Here is a 15,917-nt window from a genome sequence, read left to right as displayed (position 1 = left end):
ACGCGAACTGCCCTAGCCCGGCGTACCGGTAGCCAGTCGCACCGCCACGACCCGTTCGGTGCCGTCGGATGCCCGCACGCCCAGCCGCACTGTTTCGGCGGGTTTGCGGGTGTCGATCAAAGCACGCAGCAACCGGGCGCTGGTGACGGCGCGACCGTCCAGCGAAGTGATTATCTCCCCGGCCACCAGACCCGCGGTCTGCGCGGGCAGCCCGTAGATCGCCATATCGATACGAGCGCCGCGCGGACGCGCATCGGAGATCAGGACACCCAGCGTGGCGGTGGGACCGATGTGCACGGATTCGGTGGGTGTCCCGGAACGTATCTGACGCACGACCCGCATGGCGGCGTCGATCGGCACCGCATAGCCGTTCGGGGGGTCGGCGGCTCCGCCCGGCGGCGGGTCCCGGCTCCCCGATGCTGCGGCGATCACGCCGACGACCGCGCCGGTGTGATCGGTGAGTGCGCCACCGGACTGGCCGGCGCTGACGGCGGCCTCGATCTCCAGCATCCCGGTGAGCGCCTGCCGGGACAGATCCTGCTGGTTCAGCGCCATGATCGTGCTGTCCAGATCGCTGATCTCTCCGGTGACCGCCGTCGCCGTTCCGCTACCGCCCGCGTTACCGACGGCCAGCACCTCGTCGCGGACCCGGAGCCCGGCGGAACTGCCGATCCGCGCGGTGGCCAAGCCATAGGCGCCGGTGAGGGAAAGCAGCGCGATATCGGCGTGGGTGTCGTAGCCGAGTACTTCGGCGGTGTACACAGCGCCGTCGGCGACACGGCTGACCCGGACGGTTTTCGCGCCCTTCACGACATGATGGCTGGTGAGAACCTGGCCCTCGCCGGTGAGCACGATGCCGGACCCGGCAGCCGCGGCGCCGAACGGCCGGGCGGCGGCAGTGATGTTCACAAGTACCGGGGAGAGGCCACGCGTCAGCTCACTCGCGTTCAACGGGGGCGCGGGCCGGACCGGCGCCGCGACGACGCTGCGGCCGGGTTGCGAAAGGCCGGGCAGCTCTCCCTGATAGCCGAAGAGCGCTCCCAAGGCGAGCACGGCGGCGAAGACGGTGATGAGCACGCGGCTCCCGCCGGTGGGTCCGCCGGAGCCGGTGCCCTGCCACTGGTTGTCCAAGGAGCCTCCCGCTGCCGCAGCCGATCACGACCATTGTCGCCCGATCGCCACGCGGCTGCCGGGTTTCTCGCCATGGGAGAAGTTATCCACAGGTATCCCAAGTTATCCACAGGCTGGGGCGGACCTGGGGAAAGACCGCTCGAATGCCTGTGGATTCGTTATCTGGGACCGTCACGGTCACATCCACGTCACATCGCGGGAACGGCCCTTTACGCCGTTCGGTCGAAAACCGGGCCGGAGGTCGGGGTATGCCCGGAAACGGTGCTGATCACCGATACCGGATATTCTGTCCGGTCCGTTATCCGGCGGAAACCGAATCAATAGATTTCCGGTATCCGAACCGCTCCAGCACACAATCCATCCACAGCCCCGGCCTTCATCCCCACCTCGGGTATCCGGTTCTCCACAGCCTTCTCCACAGTGTGGAAAATTACGCTGGAAGGCGCGGAATCCCTTTGTTCGATGATGGACGATTGTTCGAAGCTCGCCGATCGAACCGGCATTCCAGGGCCCTTCCGACCGTGGCGATCGGCCGGAAATCGTCAGATCGTCGCAGCGTCTATGACGAACCGATACCGCACATCACTGGCCACCACCCGCTCATACGCACCGTCGATCTCATCCGCGGAAATCAACTCGATTTCCGCACCGATTCCGTGGTCGGCACAGAAATTCAGCATCTCCTGCGTCTGTTCGATACCCCCGATCATCGAACCGGCCAGCACTCGGCGGCGACCGGCCAGCACCCGGGCCTGAACCTCGAGCGGAGCCTCGGGCAGCCCCAAGACGACCAGCGCCCCATCCAGCCGCAGCAGCTTCATATATTCATTGATCGGCAGATCCGCGGACACGGTATTGATGACGAGATCGAAGCTGCTGCGCAGCTCCCGGAACACCTGCTCATCGCTGGTCGCGTAATAGTGGTGCGCGCCGAAACGCTTCCCGTCATCCTGTTTGCTCAGCGAATGACTCAACACAGTGACCTCGGCACCCAGCGCCGCCGCGATTTTCACACCGATATGGCCGAGCCCGCCCATTCCGATGATCGCGACCTTTTTACCCGGCCCGGCATCCCATTGTCGTAAAGGTGAATACAGCGTGATTCCGGCACACAGCAGCGGCGCGGCCACCGACAGATCGATCCCCGCCGGGACAGCGACCACGAAGTTCTCGGTCACCACGATCTGCTTGGCATATCCGCCCATGGTGTGCCCGCCCGGCTGCACTTCCTCCGGCACGCGGGAGTTGTAGGTCATCACCGCACCACGGGCGCAGAACTGCTCCTCGCCCGCCAGGCACGATTCGCACTTCCCACAGGAATCCACCATGCAGCCGACACCCACCCGGTCACCGACGCTGTGCCGGGTGACCGCCGCGCCCACAGCCGCGACGGTCCCCGCGATCTCGTGCCCCGGAACACATGGATACGCCGCGCCACCCCATTCGTTGCGGGCAGTGTGAATATCGGAATGGCAGATACCGGCATATTCGATATCGATGAGGACATCATCGGGGCCGAGGTCCCGCCGCTCGATGGTGACCTTTTCGAACGCGGCATCGGGTCCGGCCATCGCGTAAGCAGCTACAGCATTACTCATGCGTCCATGCCTACCGTAATTTTGGCGCGCTGTGTTTTTTGGCGCCGCCTGCGGCGGCGCGGGGGTTGAGGCCCTGAGGTCTCGCCGTTCAGGCCTCGAGACTCGCACCCTGGCCTGGGTGGGTTCACCTCGGCCGAAGGTGCTCAACGGTCGGTCCATCGGATGGCCGACCGCACGTCGCATGCGCTTCGAGGCCTGAACGGCGAGACGGCCTCAACCCTTTGGGGTGTCTCGTAAGACTCGACTCATTGGGTTGCGTCGGGATTCGACGTTCCGGTCAGCATGCGGGTCCTGGTCAGCATGCGATTTCTGGGGTGCGTACGCCACCTGCTGTGCCTGCGGAGGGGGGACGCGAGGGTCGCGGGCGGGGGCCTGGTCACTGCGCCGACTCCGCCCGGCGGCGGACGCGACGGGCGGCGGCGACCATGTTGCGCAGGGCCGGGTCGAGCTGCCAGTGGTGGCGGGTCTTGAGACCACCGTCAGGGTTGGCCCAGAGCCGGTCCGGTCCCACGGCCGCCGCGGCGGCGGTGAGCAGTTCGTCCAGCTCATCGATATCCGGGATCCGAGCCGAACGGCTCTCGTACACGCCCGGGCCGACCCCGTTACTCGGACCGTGGCCGGAGGCGTAATCCTCTTCCAGCGCTTTCAGCACCCATTCGATGGAACGGGTGGCGACGATGGCCGTGACATCGGCGTCCAGCTGCTCGATCGCCTCCACGATCTCCGTACGCCCCGAGTACGGGATATGGGTGTGGATCTGCGTACCCGGCGCCACGCCGGAGGTCGCGAGACGGAAGGCGCCGATGGCCCAGCGCAAGTATTCGGCGCGGCCTTCTGGCCGGGCCGGCCACAGCTCCCGCAGCGCCGGTTCGTCGACCTGGATGATGCCGATACCGGCCCGTTCCAGATCGACCACTTCGTCGCGAACGGCCAGTGCCACCTGATCGGCTGTCTCGAACAACGGTTGGTCCTGCCGGACGAACGAGCGCGCGATCATGGTGACGGGGCCGGTGACCATGCCCTTCACCGGTTTGTCGGTCAGCGATTGCGCGTAGGTGATCCAATCCACCGACATCGGAGCCGGGCGCGACACGTCACCGTAGATGATCGGCGGGCGCACACAACGCGAACCGTACACCTGCACCCAGCCGAAATGGGTGGTCGCGAAACCGTCCAACAGTTCGGCGAAGTACTGGATCATGTCGTTGCGCTCGTGTTCGCCGTGCACCAGCACATCGAGGCCGATATCTTCTTGCAGTGCGATTGTCGCGGCGATCTCCGCTTCGATCTTCTTGCGGTATTCGTCGTAGGACAGCCGGCCCTCACCCAATTGGTGGCGGGCCTGCCGGGCCGCGGCGCTCTGCGGATACGACCCGAGCGTGGTGGCGGGCACCAGTGGCAGTCGCAGCTTCTCCTGCTGCGCCGCCCGGCGCTCGGCATAGGGTGCGCGTTCGCGCATCTGCGGGGTGATCGCGTACACCCGCTGCCGCACCGCGTGCTTCTGTTTGAAATGCACTTCGCCCGGACGTTTACGCCATTTGTCCGAGGGCCCCTCGGTGAGCGCTTTCGCCAGCGAGACGACCTCGCCGACTTTCTGCTTCGCGAATGCCAGCCGATCGGCCACATTTCCGGGGATTTCGTATTCGGCGAGCACATCGTAGGGCACATGAAGCAGAGTGGTCCCGGTGGCGACCACCAGATCGGGACACACTTTCGCTAGTTCGTTCAGGTATTCCAGGGTGACGTAGCGATCGGCCCGCCACACATTCGTACCGCTGATAACACCCGCGTACAGCCTTTTACGCCGGATACCCGGAATACTCGCCAGATCCTCGGCCCGGACCCGGTAGGTGGCGAGATCCAGACCGATCGCCTCCACCCCGGTACCGGCCAGAATCCGCAGGGCCTCACCGAAATCACCGTACTGGCCGGTGACCAGGATGCGCGGGCGCAGCGGCGCCTTGGAGAGCCGATCGTAGACACGTTCGAAGGCCGCGAGTTCGGCGACCGAGCGTTCGGCGGTGAAACAGGGCTCGTCCAACTGCACACAGGTGGCGCCGCGCCGGGCCAGAATCTCGAACAGCTGCTCGTAGACCGGTAGCAGCCGGTCCAACAGGTCGATGGTGTCGAAACCGGCCGATTCGCCCGGCACACTGCCCGCCTTGGACAGCAGCAGCAGCGACACCGGCCCCAGCACGACCGGCCGCTGTTCGATGCCCACCGCCATCGCCCGGTCCCATTCGTCCAGCAGCGCCTCGGGATGCAGGGAGAATTCGGTGCCGCCATCGAGTTCCGGCTGCCGGTAGTGGTAGTTCGTGCCGAAGAAGCGCACCAACTCCAGCGGCGGTAGGTCGGGTCGGCCGCGGGCCATCAGGAAGTAGAAATCCAGCGGGTCCAGATCGGCCCGATATTCCTCGAAACGGGACGGGACCGCGCCGAAGAGCAGCGCGTTGTCCAGCACATGGTCGTAGAAGGAGAAGGTGTTACCCGGAACCTGGGTCAATCCGGTCGCAGCGAGTTCGTTGAACTGCTGTTCCTGGATATCGCGTCCGACCGCGACCAATTCGTCCCGGGTGATCGCCTGCCGCCAGTACGCTTCGAGCGCGCGTTTGAGTTCCCGATGCGGACCGATCCGCGGATACCCGAGCACACTCGAGCCGAATCCGTCACTGACGTTGACCATTACCGACCTCCGTGTTTATTTGCGGCGCCTCCGGCGCCGCGGGTCGGGGCCCTGTTAACCCCGGTTCTTCACTCCGCCGCTCAGTCGCTGCGCTCCTTCGCTCTGTCGCTCCAGAACCGGGGCGGGCCCCGACCATGGATGCGGGCCACCTGGGTAGACGGTACGTCCTGCGACCAGCGAACAAGAGCTACCCACAGCGGACGGTCACATGCGACCGAGACATACGCTGCCGTCGTAACCCCATGAGTCGAGTTTTGCGAGACACCTCGAAGGGTTGAGGCCCGTCTCGCCGTTCAGGCCTCGAAAGCGCATGAGCCGAAGGCTCGAGTCTCGAGGCCTGAACGGCGAGACCGAGGGGGCCTCGACCCCGCGCGCGCCAGCGTGCCGAAAACACAGCACCTTCACGAACAAACCCACACCGCCCACCTCCGCGGCCGGCCGAAGCCCGTCTCCCACCACTGACCCACATTTCACCACTCCGACCGGACCGATGCACGCCGCCCGCTTCACCACAGACCTGACCGTGTGCAAACCGACCGACGGACGCGGATACCGCCTGTGCCCTCGGACCGGACATCGACTCGTCCGAGCGCGACCCGGTCCAGTGACTTAAGCCTTGTTGTACTGGTAGAACCCTGTACCCGACTTCTTACCCAGCAAACCTGCCTCGACCATGCGCATGAGCAGCGGCGGGGCCGAGTACAGCGGCTCCTTGAATTCGCCGTACATCGAGTCGGCGATCGACTTCACCGTATCGAGGCCGACCAGGTCGGTCAGCGCCAGCGGGCCCATCGGGTGGGCGCAGCCGAGCACCATCGCCTTGTCGACATCTTCCTTGGTAGCGAAACCGGACTCGACCATGCGGATCGCCGAGAGCAGGTATGGCACCAGCAGCGCGTTGACCACGAACCCGGAGCGGTCGGAGGAGCGGACGATCTCCTTGCCGAGGATTTCGGCCGCGAACGCCTCGGCCCGTTCGGTGACGGCCGGGCTGGTCTTGAGGGTGGTCACCAGTTCGACGAGCGGCAGGACCGGTACCGGGTTGAAGAAGTGCATACCGACGACCCGTTCGGGGTTGTTGGTGGCCACGGCGATCTTCATGATCGGGATGGAGGAGGTGTTGGAGGCCAGCACCGCGCCGGGGTCGGTGACCACCTTGTCCAGTTCGGCGAAGATGGAGGTCTTGACCTTCTCGTCTTCCAGGACGGCTTCCACCACGAGCTGCCGATCGGCGAAGTCACCGAGATCGGACGTGAACCGCAGCCGCCAGGCAGCCTGTTCGCGTTCCCGTTCGGTGATCTTGCCGCTGCTCACGCCTCGGTCCAGGGACCGCAGGATCCGCGACCGGCCGGCCGCGGCGAGATCCCGGGTCTGCTCGTACACCAGCACGTCGACATGCGCGCGAGCACACACCTCCGCGATGCCTGCGCCCATCTGGCCGGCGCCGATGATGCCGACACGCTGAATCTTTTCGCTGCTCACGTCCCGCTCCTGATCAGTTGTGTAGGTCGGTGGGGAACGAAGGTGTTGCTCTGGTGTGAGCGGAGCCTTCGACGTTGAAGTTCGTAGTTCGGTGTCAACGGTAGAGGGCCCGAAGCCCCCTCGCCGGGCTGTGGCGAGGGGGCGGCGGGTACACCCCTACCGGGGTAGCGGTTGCCGGTATCGGTCACCGATACCGTGCCCGGCTCAGTGGAACTGGCCCTCTTCGGTGGAGCCCTTCAGCGCGGCCGTCGAGGTGTTGGGGTCGACGGTGGTGGCGATGGTGTCGAAGTAGCCGGCACCGACCTCGCGCTGATGCTTGATGGCGGTGAAGCCACGCTCGGCGGCGGCCTTGAACTCGCGCTCCTGCAGGTCGACGAAGGCGGTCATACCCTCGCGGGCGTAGCCGTAGGCCAGGTCGAACATGCCGTAGTTGAGCGAGTGGAAGCCGGCCAGGGTGATGAACTGGAACTTGAAGCCCATGGCGCCGAGTTCACGCTGGAACTTGGCGATGGTGGCGTCGTCCAGGTGTGCCTTCCAGTTGAAGGACGGCGAGCAGTTGTAGGCCAGCAGCTGGTCCGGGAACTCGCTGCGGACGGACTCGGCGAACTTGCGGGCGACCTCGAGGTCCGGCACGCCGGTTTCCATCCAGATGAGGTCGGCGTACGGGGCGTAGGCCTTGGCACGCGCGATGCAGGGCTCGATGCCGTTCTTCACCCCGAAGAAGCCTTCGGCGGTGCGGGTGCCGTCCAGGAATTCACGGTCGCGCTCGTCTACATCGGAGGTGATGAGGGTGGCGGCTTCGGCGTCGGTGCGGGCGATGATCACCGAGGGAACCTCGGCGACGTCGGAGGCCAGGCGCGCGGAGGTCAGGGTGCGGATGTGCTGTTGGGTGGGGATGAGCACCTTGCCACCGAGGTGGCCGCACTTCTTCTCCGAGGCCAGCTGGTCTTCCCAGTGCACACCGGCGGCGCCGGCGGCGATCATGGCCTTCTGCAGTTCGTAGGCGTTCAGCGCGCCACCGAAGCCGGCTTCGGCGTCGGCCACGATCGGGGCCAGCCAGTTCTCGATGGAGGTATCGCCTTCGACCTTGGCGATCTCGTCGGCGCGCAGCAGCGCGTTGTTGATGCGGCGGACCACGGCGGGCACCGAGTTGGCCGGGTAGAGGCTCTGGTCGGGGTAGGTGTGACCCGAGAGGTTCGCGTCACCGGCGACCTGCCAGCCCGACAGGTAGATGGCCTTGAGGCCGGCGCGGACCTGCTGCACGGCCATGTTGCCGGTGAGGGCACCCAGCGAGTTGATGTAGTCCTCGTTGTTCACCAGATCCCAGAGGATCTCCGAGCCGCGCCGCGCGAGAGTCTGCTCCTCGACAACGGTGCCCTGCAGCTTCGTAACCTGCTCGGCGGTGTAGTTGCGGGTGACGCCCTTCCAGCGCGGGTTGGTGTCCCAATCCTTCTGGATTTCCTCGGCGGTCTTCGGGGTGCCGGTGGTCGACATCTTGCGACTCCACTTCCTTGTTCGGTCGGTCCGCCGGTCCGCGTCGACGAAGCGTTTCCGCGTCGCACTGCTGGAACGACGATTTGCAGGCTTGCAATGCCCAGTGGGTGTACTTCCACACCATGGCACACCATTAAAACGTCGTCTACCTGTTGCTTCTGTGAATCTGAGCTAGGATCGGCCATCGCTTTGCTAAGCCTGTGAAAGTTGCCAGCATGTAGCCGCCGTCAAGTCTACTCATCAGTAGCTCTGACGTGGGATTTTAGCGTAACGCTCGTACTGTTAGCGGAGGCGCCCACCCGGCCCCCGCCCACTCCCCGACTTCGCCGCCCTGTGAGGACCTTCATAACTGAGGTCGACCGCCTACAGTTTTGTTGGCGCCGGCTCCGGCGTCGCGGGGTCGAGGCCCCTGGAAGTCCCGCCGTTCAGCCCTCGAGACTCGCACTTCGCGCATGCGACGTGCGGTCGCCCATCCGCGGAATGTGACCTGCTGACCACCTCCGGCCAAGGGCGGGACAGGCCTCGACCACGTGAGCCTCGTAAAACTCGGCACCGGGCAGGTTCGACTGTCCGTGAAAGCGACACAGGCGAGGTTCTCCCCGGACACGAGAAACCGGGGCCCCACCGGAACCGGGTGAGACCATCGACGAACGCACAGGTTCCGAGCGAGGCCCGGGAATACGAACAGCCCGATCCTGCTCCGACGTTGCGCATCCGCCCGAGCAGGAGGACCCCCAGCAGTTCCGCACCGCGGTGGGTCCGCATGCCGACCGTGCCCCCGAATCCCGACGCAACCGTATGAGTCGAGTCTTACGAGACACCCAAAGGGTTGAGGCCGTCTCGCCGTTCAGGCCTCGAAGCGCATGCGCCGAAGGCGCGAGTCTCGAGGCCTGAACGGCGAGACTTCAGGGCCTCAACCCCCGCGCGCCAGCGCGCCAAAAACACAGCACCTTCACGAGCGAGCCCACTCCCCACCCTCACCAACAAGCCCGCCTCCCGCGCTTGCAGGGGCTCACTCCCTACGCTCGCAGCTCGGCTCATGTCCTACAGTCGCGAGTCGGCTCACCCTTGACCCTCACCGGCAAACCCACCCCCTCACCCTCACGAGCGAGCCCACTTCCCGCGTTTGCGGACAGGCCTACCCCCGCGTTTACGAGTCGACTCGCGTTCCACGTTCACTGCCGGCTCATGTTCGATGCTCACGAGTGGACCCACGTTCTGCCTTCGCAAACAGACGAACCTCGTGTTCACGGGTCGACTCACATTCCACGCCCAGGAGCAAGCCGCTCCTTGAACCAGCAAATCCGCACTCGCCACCAACCCACATCTCCACTCCCCGAACAAGCCCTACCTCCCACACCCACATCACCTTTCACGAGCAAACCCATCCACTACCTTTACCGCCCAACCCACCCTCCCCCGAGCTCCGCTCTGTTCCATCCACTTCCCGCCGACGGGAGCACAACTCCCTGGTGAACCGGCAGAATTTCACAATATGCCCAGCACGGGACCGTGGCGCCACACAACGTTTGGCCAACCATTCATGTTCTCGCCCGACGAGATTTTCGCAGGCGTGCCAAATTCAGAGGGAACAGCGCTAGGGTGTCCGTCACGTGCGCGGTCATCGGTGACGGGTGCCGATGGTGAGCGCCTGCCCTCCGACGCACGGTGGGATCGGAGCTGTTGATGCGCGACATCGTCGACGACCTGCTGCAGGTGTGGCGTTCGGGCCGGACGGGCGGGCTGGCCACCATCGTGCGCACGGGTGGTCAAGTGGATATTCCGGTGGGTACGTCGATCCTGGTGGACCCCGACGGAATGATCTACGGGACCATGGCGGCGACCGGGATAGAGGACACCGTTTACGAGTCGACCCTGCAGTCGGCTCGGACCGGGCAGCGCGCACTGCATCGGCTGCCGGTGCCCGGCGGCGACGGCGCGGTGATCGATGTGTTCACCGAGCCGTTCTCCCGGGGCCATTTTCCGGAGTTCCCGACCATCGCTGCCGAAATAGCCGAGCATCGGCGGGTTACGGTTTTCACGGTGGTGTGGAATCCGGAACCCGGAATGATCGGGCAGCATCTGATCACCGATAAAAGACATGCGACGGAGTTGGTCTCGCTACCACAGTCCGATATCTTCGTCGCGTCTTTCGCCCCGCCGCCGCTGCTGGTGCTCTTCGGCGCCGATACCGTCGCCGGGGCGCTGTCGGCGCAGGCGCAGCTTCTCGGTTATCGGGTCGCCATCTGCGATCCGCGCCCCACGTTCGCGGTACCGGAGTCCTTTCCCGGTGCCGAAGTGGTCTGCGATTGGCCGCACCGCTACTTGAATATGCTCGTCTCCGAGGGCGAGATCGATTCCTCGACCGGTATCGTGCTCGCCTCCCATGATCCGCAGTTCGAGATCCCGCTGCTCACCGTCGCGTTGCGACTACCCGAGATCGGTTATATCGGCGCGGTGGGTTCGACGGTCTCCAGTGCCCGGCGCCTCGACGATCTGCGTGCGAGCGGGTTCGACGATACGCAACTGGCGCGGCTGCACTCCCCGGCCGGAATGGATATCGGGGCGGCGACGGGCACCGAGACAGCGCTGGCGGTGACCGCGGAGATGGTGGCCGTGCGCAACGGGCGGCTCGGCCGGATCACGGTCCCGTTCCCGGCGGAGGCGGCGATCTGAGCGCAGTACCGTGTTGCCCCGGGTGGCGCCGGCGGCGACCGATATCACCCTCGCGATCCTGCCCCTCGATCTTGTGCCGGGCCGATGCTCGTGGACAGTGGTTCTCGTGATCCTCACCGTGACAATGAATCCCGCTTATGATGTGACCTACCGTGTCGAGAACTACACCCGCGGCCAGGCGCATCGGGTTCGTTCGGTGGAACAGCGGCTCGGCGGCAAGGGCATCAACGTCACCCGAGTGCTCAATCAATTGGGCCGTTATGCCCGCGCCACCGGGTTCGCCGATCACGCTTTCGCGGCCGCCGCCGAGGCGGAGATACCGGTGGATTTCGTGCATGCGCTGCCGTGGGTCCGGCGCACCGTGGTGATCAGCGAATCCGATACCGGGACTGCGACCGCGTTCCGGGAGCCCGGGGCGCGGATTTCGAATCCGCATGCCTCCGAGCAGCTAGAGGTCCGGGTATCGGGGATGCTGCCGCATATATCGGGTCTGGTGATCGCCGGGTCACTACCCGACGGTATCGATCCGGGTCTACCCGCCCGGATCGCTCATGCGGCGTTGGACGCGGCGGTGCCCACGGTCTGCGACCTGCACGGACCGGCACTGCGGATGGCCGCCCGGGTTCCCGGGGTCGTGCTGTTGCCCGGTCTCGGCGAGTTCGAATCGCTCACCCACTGCCGGCCCGAGACGCCGGAGGCGCTGGTCACCGCGACCCGGCCGCTGGTGGATCGCGGAGTGGGTGCGGTGATCGTCACCCGGGGGCCGCTGGGGATGGTCGGGGTGACTCCGGATGGTTCCTGGGAGGCCCGGTTACCGGAACCGCTGACCGGTAATCCGACCGGCGCGGGGGACACGGTGGCCGCGGCCGTGATCGCGGCACTGGCCACGACGAAGACTCCGGATTGGCCGGCGATACTCGTCGACGCCGTCGCGACCTCGGCTGCCTCGGTGGTCATTCCGGTGGCCGGGGAGATCGATCGGCGGTTGCGCGGTCATCTGGCGCCGACGGTGCTGATCTCCGAATTGGAAACCCCTGACCGGAAATCCGCCGGGGATTGATCGAAAAATACCCGGGTGGAACTCATTTCAGTACATACGGTGAGACCGAACTCCGATGTTCGCTGATATCCAGGGTTTTGCCGAGCGGCGGGAAGGCGCGCTGCGGGCAGTTGGCGCGGTCGCACACCCGGCAGCCCGCGCCGATGGGAGTAGCGGCGGCCTCCCGCAGATCGATACCGTCGGCGTACACCACCCGGGCCGCGTGCCGGATCTCGCAACCCAGCCCGATCGCGAAGGTCTTGCTGGGTTGTCCATAGCGTGTCGCGCGGCGTTCCACTGTGCGCGCCACCCACAGATATTTGCGACCGTCGGGCATCTGGGCGATCTGCGTCATGATCTTGCCGGGGTAGGCGAAGGTTTCGTACACGTTCCACAGCGGGCAGGTACCGCCGCTGGAGGAGAAATGGAATCCGGTGGCGGACTGCCGTTTCGACATGTTCCCGGCCCGATCCACTCGCACGAACGAGAAGGGCACTCCACGTAGTTCCGGCCGCTGCAATGTGGAGAGTCGATGGCAGATGGTCTCGTAGCTCTGCGCGAAGAACGCCGACAACCGTTCGATGTCGTAGCGGAAGCCTTCGGACACCTCGTGGAAATAGGTATAGGGCAGCACGGTGGCGGCGGCGAAATAGTTCGCCAGACCCAGCATCGCGAGCTTGCGCGCGTCCGGCCCGGAGAAGTTGCCCTCGTCCACCAGCTTTTCCAGCAGCTGCCCGCATTCGAAATAGGCCAGTTCGGCGGCGAGTTTGAACAGGCGCTGTCCACCCGACAGATGCGGTGCGATCTCGAGCACCTGATTGTCCGGGTCGTAGCGATGCAGGACGCCCTCGCCGAGGTCGATACGTTCTACGATCCGCACTCCGTGGGTGCGCAGCACCTTGGGGATCTCGCTGTGCGCGTCGCCGTTGTGGAAGCGGATCCGGTTGGCCAGTTCCTCTGCGGCGGTATCGAGTTCGTGAATATAGTTCTGCCGTTGATAGAAGTAGTCGCGCACTTCCTCGTGCGGTTTGCTGATGGTGGCGCTGCCGGAGCCGTCGGCGAACCTGTCCTCGGTGGCCGCGGCCAGCTGGGCGCTGGTGTTGCGGTAGCGGTTGTGCATATTGACCAGAGCCCGGGCCATACTCGGATGGGCCGAGACCATTTCCGCGATCTCGCGGGCGTCGGCCTCGATACCCAGTTCCTGGTCCATCACCACTTCCTGCAGTTCGGCGATGAGCCGGGTGTCGTCCTGCGGCGAGAAGAAAGTCGCCTCGACCCCGAAGACCTCGCTTATCCGCAGCAGAACCGGCACGGTGAGCGGCCGGACATCGTGCTCGATCTGGTTGAGATAGCTGGCCGAAATCTCCAGTTGCTGGGCCAGCGCCACCTGACTGAGCCCGCGTTCGGTCCGTAGTTGCCGCAACCGGGCGCCGACGTACGTCTTGGCCATGCGTCCAGCTTAGGGGTCGTTCGCATGATGCGATAGTCGGGTTAGCAAGAATTGCATACTCGACTGTACGGTCGATGTCAGTGGGGCCAGCCGGGTGGATCCAGGCGTGACAGCACCCGCCGCAGATCCTCCTCCGACGGCATCTCGTCGGTGACCGCGGTGATCATCACCTGGATATCGACACGGTCGATCGGGCGGTCCGGGGAACCCAGCACTTCCGCCACGATCTGCTGGACCTCCTGGTCGCTCAGCCGCCGTCGCAGCAGCGCGACCAGGGGAATGTAATCGGATTCCGGGATGCCCTCCGGATAACCCCGCCGGAGCCAGTCGACGATCGCACGCAGCACATGCGGCATCAGCGGTCCTCGTCCGGCTGGGCGATCTCGGTCAGCGGCGAGGCCAGCGGCCAGCCACCCGCGGCCAGATGCGAGGCCACCCGCGCGATATCTTCCGGACCGGCCTGTTCCCTGGCTTGCTGACTGACCGCCGCCTCGATCTCGGCATGGGTGATGGCCTCGTCATCGCGGTCACGCACCAGCTCCTCGGCGACCAGCACGACCTCGTATTCGGTCAGGTCCCGGTGCAGGACGGCGAACAACGCCACGTAGTCCGATCGCGGTACACCCTGCGGATACCCGGCCCGCAGCCACGCGATCACGCGGGCCAGCAGTCCCGACCGTTCCGCCGGCAACTCGTTCCCGGTGGCCATCACGCCTGCCCGAACAGATGGATACCGAGCCGGTCGGCGAGGAACGCTTTCGCCACGAAGAGCACCGCCGCGATCACCACCGACAGCACGATGAGCAGGCAGAGATACGCGCCGGCCAGAGCCGCCGGGTTCCGCCGTACCGAACCGTCCGGCCCGGCGACCACGGCGGCCGACCAGAGTCGCACCCCCAGAGCGAAGAGCATCGGCAACCCGGCCCCCAGGATGAGTGCCGCCAGTGTCACCTCGCCCAGTGATCGTAGATTCGTCAAGACGGTTTCCATCACGCCTCCTCGGAGGTCGACCCGGCGACCCGCGGCAGCTCCGCGGGCGAGGTATGCCCCGGCCCGGGGTCGGTATCGGGGGGTTCGTTGACGTTGCCGCTGGACACCTTGTCCCGCAGCGAGCGCCGATAGATCACCGCCGCCAGCGCTATCAGCAACGCCAAGACCACGAGCACTCCGGCCAACCCGCCTATGTAGTATGCGAGCGCCCAGCAGATCGCGCCGACGATACCGGCCGCGGGCAGGGTGAGCAGCCAGGCCACGACCATGCGGCCCATGACTCCCCAGCGCACTTCCGCACCCTTGCCGAGACCTGTTCCGAGGATCGCTCCCGTGACGGTCTGGGTCGTCGACAGCGGCAACCCGAAATGAGCGGAGGTCAGAATGATCGCCGCGGACGCCGATTCGGCCGCCAGGCCCTGCGGGGAGTCGATATCGACCAATTTCTTGCCGAGGGTGCGGATGATCCGCCAGCCACCGAGGTAGGTGCCGGCCGCGATAGCGCACGCGCAGGCCGCCATGACCCACAGCGGCATGATCGAATTCGGGGAGAGTTCCCCGTACGCCACCAGGGCCAGGAAGATGACGCCCATCGTCTTCTGCGCGTCGTTGGTGCCGTGGGCCAGCGACACCAGCGACGCCGAGCCGACCTGGCCCCAGCGGAACCCGGTGGTCACCTTGTCCGGATCCGAGCCCCGGGTGATCCGATACACCGCCCAGGTTCCGATGGCGGAGACCAGACCGGCGACGATCGGCGCCAGCAGAGCGGGGATCACGATCTTGTTGATCACCCCGCCGGAGTCGGAAAGCCACACCACCCCGCTCCATCCGAGCGCCGCCAGCGTCGCACCGATCAATCCGCCGAACAGCGCGTGCGAGGAACTCGACGGCAGCCCGAACAACCAGGTGATCAGGTTCCAGAGAATGCCGCCGACCAGCCCGGCGTAGACGATGATGAGCAGGTCGTGCCCGGATACCTCGTCGAGCCGCACGATTCCCTCGGCTACCGTCGCCGCCACCGCCACCGACAGGAACGCTCCCACGAGGTTCAGCACCGCCGACAACGCGACCGCGACTCTGGGCCGCAGTGCCCCGGTCGCGATGGAGGTCGCCATGGCATTGGCCGTGTCGTGGAACCCATTGGTGAAATCGAAGGCCAACGCCGTGACAATGACGACCAGAAGGATCAGCAGCTCAACTGTCACGCCAAGCATTGTGCGTCATGGACCGTGCGGTCCGGCCCGGCGGGATCGGTCGCTCGCCGAAAGGCAGCGGCCACCTGCGTGAACCCGCGGGCGCCGCCGGACCCGCATCCATCAGCAGCCAGATGGTGCGCTCGCGGGCGACCCACCCGATTCGGATGGGTCGCCACCG

At 65.7% G+C, this 15,917-nt stretch carries 12 protein-coding genes; 2 read left to right on the top strand and 10 right to left on the bottom strand.

Features of this window, described 5'->3' with window-relative positions; translation table 11 throughout:
• Positions 1-12 precede the first annotated feature (12 nt).
• From OG405_RS27985 to aceA, 5 genes are all read right to left on the bottom strand, one after another.
• Positions 13-1,131: a S1C family serine protease gene (locus OG405_RS27985; RefSeq protein WP_327149396.1), complete on the bottom strand. Its 1,119-nt coding sequence runs from the start codon at positions 1,129-1,131 to the stop codon at positions 13-15.
• A gap of 542 nt (positions 1,132-1,673) precedes the next feature.
• Positions 1,674-2,729, bottom strand: a complete 1,056-nt coding sequence (locus OG405_RS27980) for an NAD(P)-dependent alcohol dehydrogenase (RefSeq protein WP_327149395.1) — start codon at positions 2,727-2,729, stop codon at positions 1,674-1,676.
• A 376-nt stretch (positions 2,730-3,105) separates the two neighbouring features.
• Positions 3,106-5,412, bottom strand: coding sequence for a 5-methyltetrahydropteroyltriglutamate--homocysteine S-methyltransferase (gene metE / locus OG405_RS27975; RefSeq protein WP_327149394.1), 2,307 nt, complete (start codon positions 5,410-5,412; stop codon positions 3,106-3,108).
• A 609-nt stretch (positions 5,413-6,021) separates the two neighbouring features.
• Positions 6,022-6,894 (bottom strand): 3-hydroxybutyryl-CoA dehydrogenase, encoded by an 873-nt coding sequence (locus OG405_RS27970; RefSeq protein ID WP_327149393.1) that lies wholly within the window; start codon positions 6,892-6,894, stop codon positions 6,022-6,024.
• Positions 6,895-7,098: 204 nt separating this feature from the next.
• Entirely contained in the window at positions 7,099-8,388 is a 1,290-nt protein-coding gene (gene aceA / locus OG405_RS27965) for an isocitrate lyase (protein WP_327149392.1), read from the bottom strand.
• 1,686 nt (positions 8,389-10,074) lie between these two features.
• Between aceA and OG405_RS27960 the strand changes: the two genes are divergently transcribed.
• Both OG405_RS27960 and OG405_RS27955 read left to right on the top strand, forming a co-directional pair.
• Complete coding sequence (locus OG405_RS27960) at positions 10,075-11,064, top strand: XdhC family protein (protein ID WP_327149391.1); 990 nt, start codon at positions 10,075-10,077, stop codon at positions 11,062-11,064.
• A gap of 22 nt (positions 11,065-11,086) precedes the next feature.
• Positions 11,087-12,124 carry a hexose kinase gene (locus OG405_RS27955; protein WP_327149390.1) on the top strand — a complete coding sequence of 346 codons (1,038 nt, stop codon included), beginning with the start codon at positions 11,087-11,089 and terminating at the stop codon, positions 12,122-12,124.
• Between the two features lie 22 nt (positions 12,125-12,146).
• On the opposite strand, the gene ramB is transcribed toward OG405_RS27955, so the two are convergent.
• From ramB to OG405_RS27930, 5 genes are all read right to left on the bottom strand, one after another.
• The gene (ramB, locus tag OG405_RS27950; protein WP_327149389.1) at positions 12,147-13,553 is read right to left on the bottom strand and encodes an acetate metabolism transcriptional regulator RamB; all 1,407 of its coding nucleotides are present in this window, start codon (positions 13,551-13,553) and stop codon (positions 12,147-12,149) included.
• A 77-nt stretch (positions 13,554-13,630) separates the two neighbouring features.
• On the bottom strand, positions 13,631-13,909 hold the full coding sequence (locus tag OG405_RS27945) for a DUF3349 domain-containing protein (protein ID WP_327149388.1): 279 nt from the start codon (positions 13,907-13,909) through the stop codon (positions 13,631-13,633).
• Complete coding sequence (locus tag OG405_RS27940; RefSeq protein ID WP_327149387.1) at positions 13,909-14,262, bottom strand: DUF3349 domain-containing protein; 354 nt, start codon at positions 14,260-14,262, stop codon at positions 13,909-13,911. Before OG405_RS27940 ends, OG405_RS27945 begins: the two co-directional genes overlap by 1 nt.
• Entirely contained in the window at positions 14,262-14,543 is a 282-nt protein-coding gene (locus tag OG405_RS27935) for a hypothetical protein (RefSeq protein WP_327149386.1), read from the bottom strand. The genes OG405_RS27940 and OG405_RS27935 overlap by 1 nt, the downstream gene beginning before the upstream one ends.
• Positions 14,543-15,748 carry an inorganic phosphate transporter gene (locus OG405_RS27930; RefSeq protein WP_327149385.1) on the bottom strand — a complete coding sequence of 402 codons (1,206 nt, stop codon included), beginning with the start codon at positions 15,746-15,748 and terminating at the stop codon, positions 14,543-14,545. The genes OG405_RS27935 and OG405_RS27930 overlap by 1 nt, the downstream gene beginning before the upstream one ends.
• Positions 15,749-15,917 lie beyond the last annotated feature (169 nt).

The sequence above is a fragment of the Nocardia sp. NBC_01329 genome, assembly GCF_035956715.1.
Taxonomy (GTDB): Bacteria; Actinomycetota; Actinomycetes; order Mycobacteriales; family Mycobacteriaceae; genus Nocardia.
Note: the sequence above shows the minus strand (reverse complement) of the source record. Positions and strands in the feature narration are given on the sequence as shown.

Coding starts and splice junctions, on each gene's coding strand:
- OG405_RS27980 (WP_327149395.1), bottom strand. CDS start 2,729: ATGAGTAATGCTGTAGCTGCTTACGCGATGGCCGGACCCGATGCCGCG.
- metE (WP_327149394.1), bottom strand. CDS start 5,412: ATGGTCAACGTCAGTGACGGATTCGGCTCGAGTGTGCTCGGGTATCCG.
- aceA (WP_327149392.1), bottom strand. CDS start 8,388: ATGTCGACCACCGGCACCCCGAAGACCGCCGAGGAAATCCAGAAGGAT.
- OG405_RS27960 (WP_327149391.1), top strand. CDS start 10,075: ATGCGCGACATCGTCGACGACCTGCTGCAGGTGTGGCGTTCGGGCCGG.
- ramB (WP_327149389.1), bottom strand. CDS start 13,553: ATGGCCAAGACGTACGTCGGCGCCCGGTTGCGGCAACTACGGACCGAA.
- OG405_RS27945 (WP_327149388.1), bottom strand. CDS start 13,909: ATGCCGCATGTGCTGCGTGCGATCGTCGACTGGCTCCGGCGGGGTTAT.
- OG405_RS27940 (WP_327149387.1), bottom strand. CDS start 14,262: ATGGCCACCGGGAACGAGTTGCCGGCGGAACGGTCGGGACTGCTGGCC.
- OG405_RS27935 (WP_327149386.1), bottom strand. CDS start 14,543: ATGGAAACCGTCTTGACGAATCTACGATCACTGGGCGAGGTGACACTG.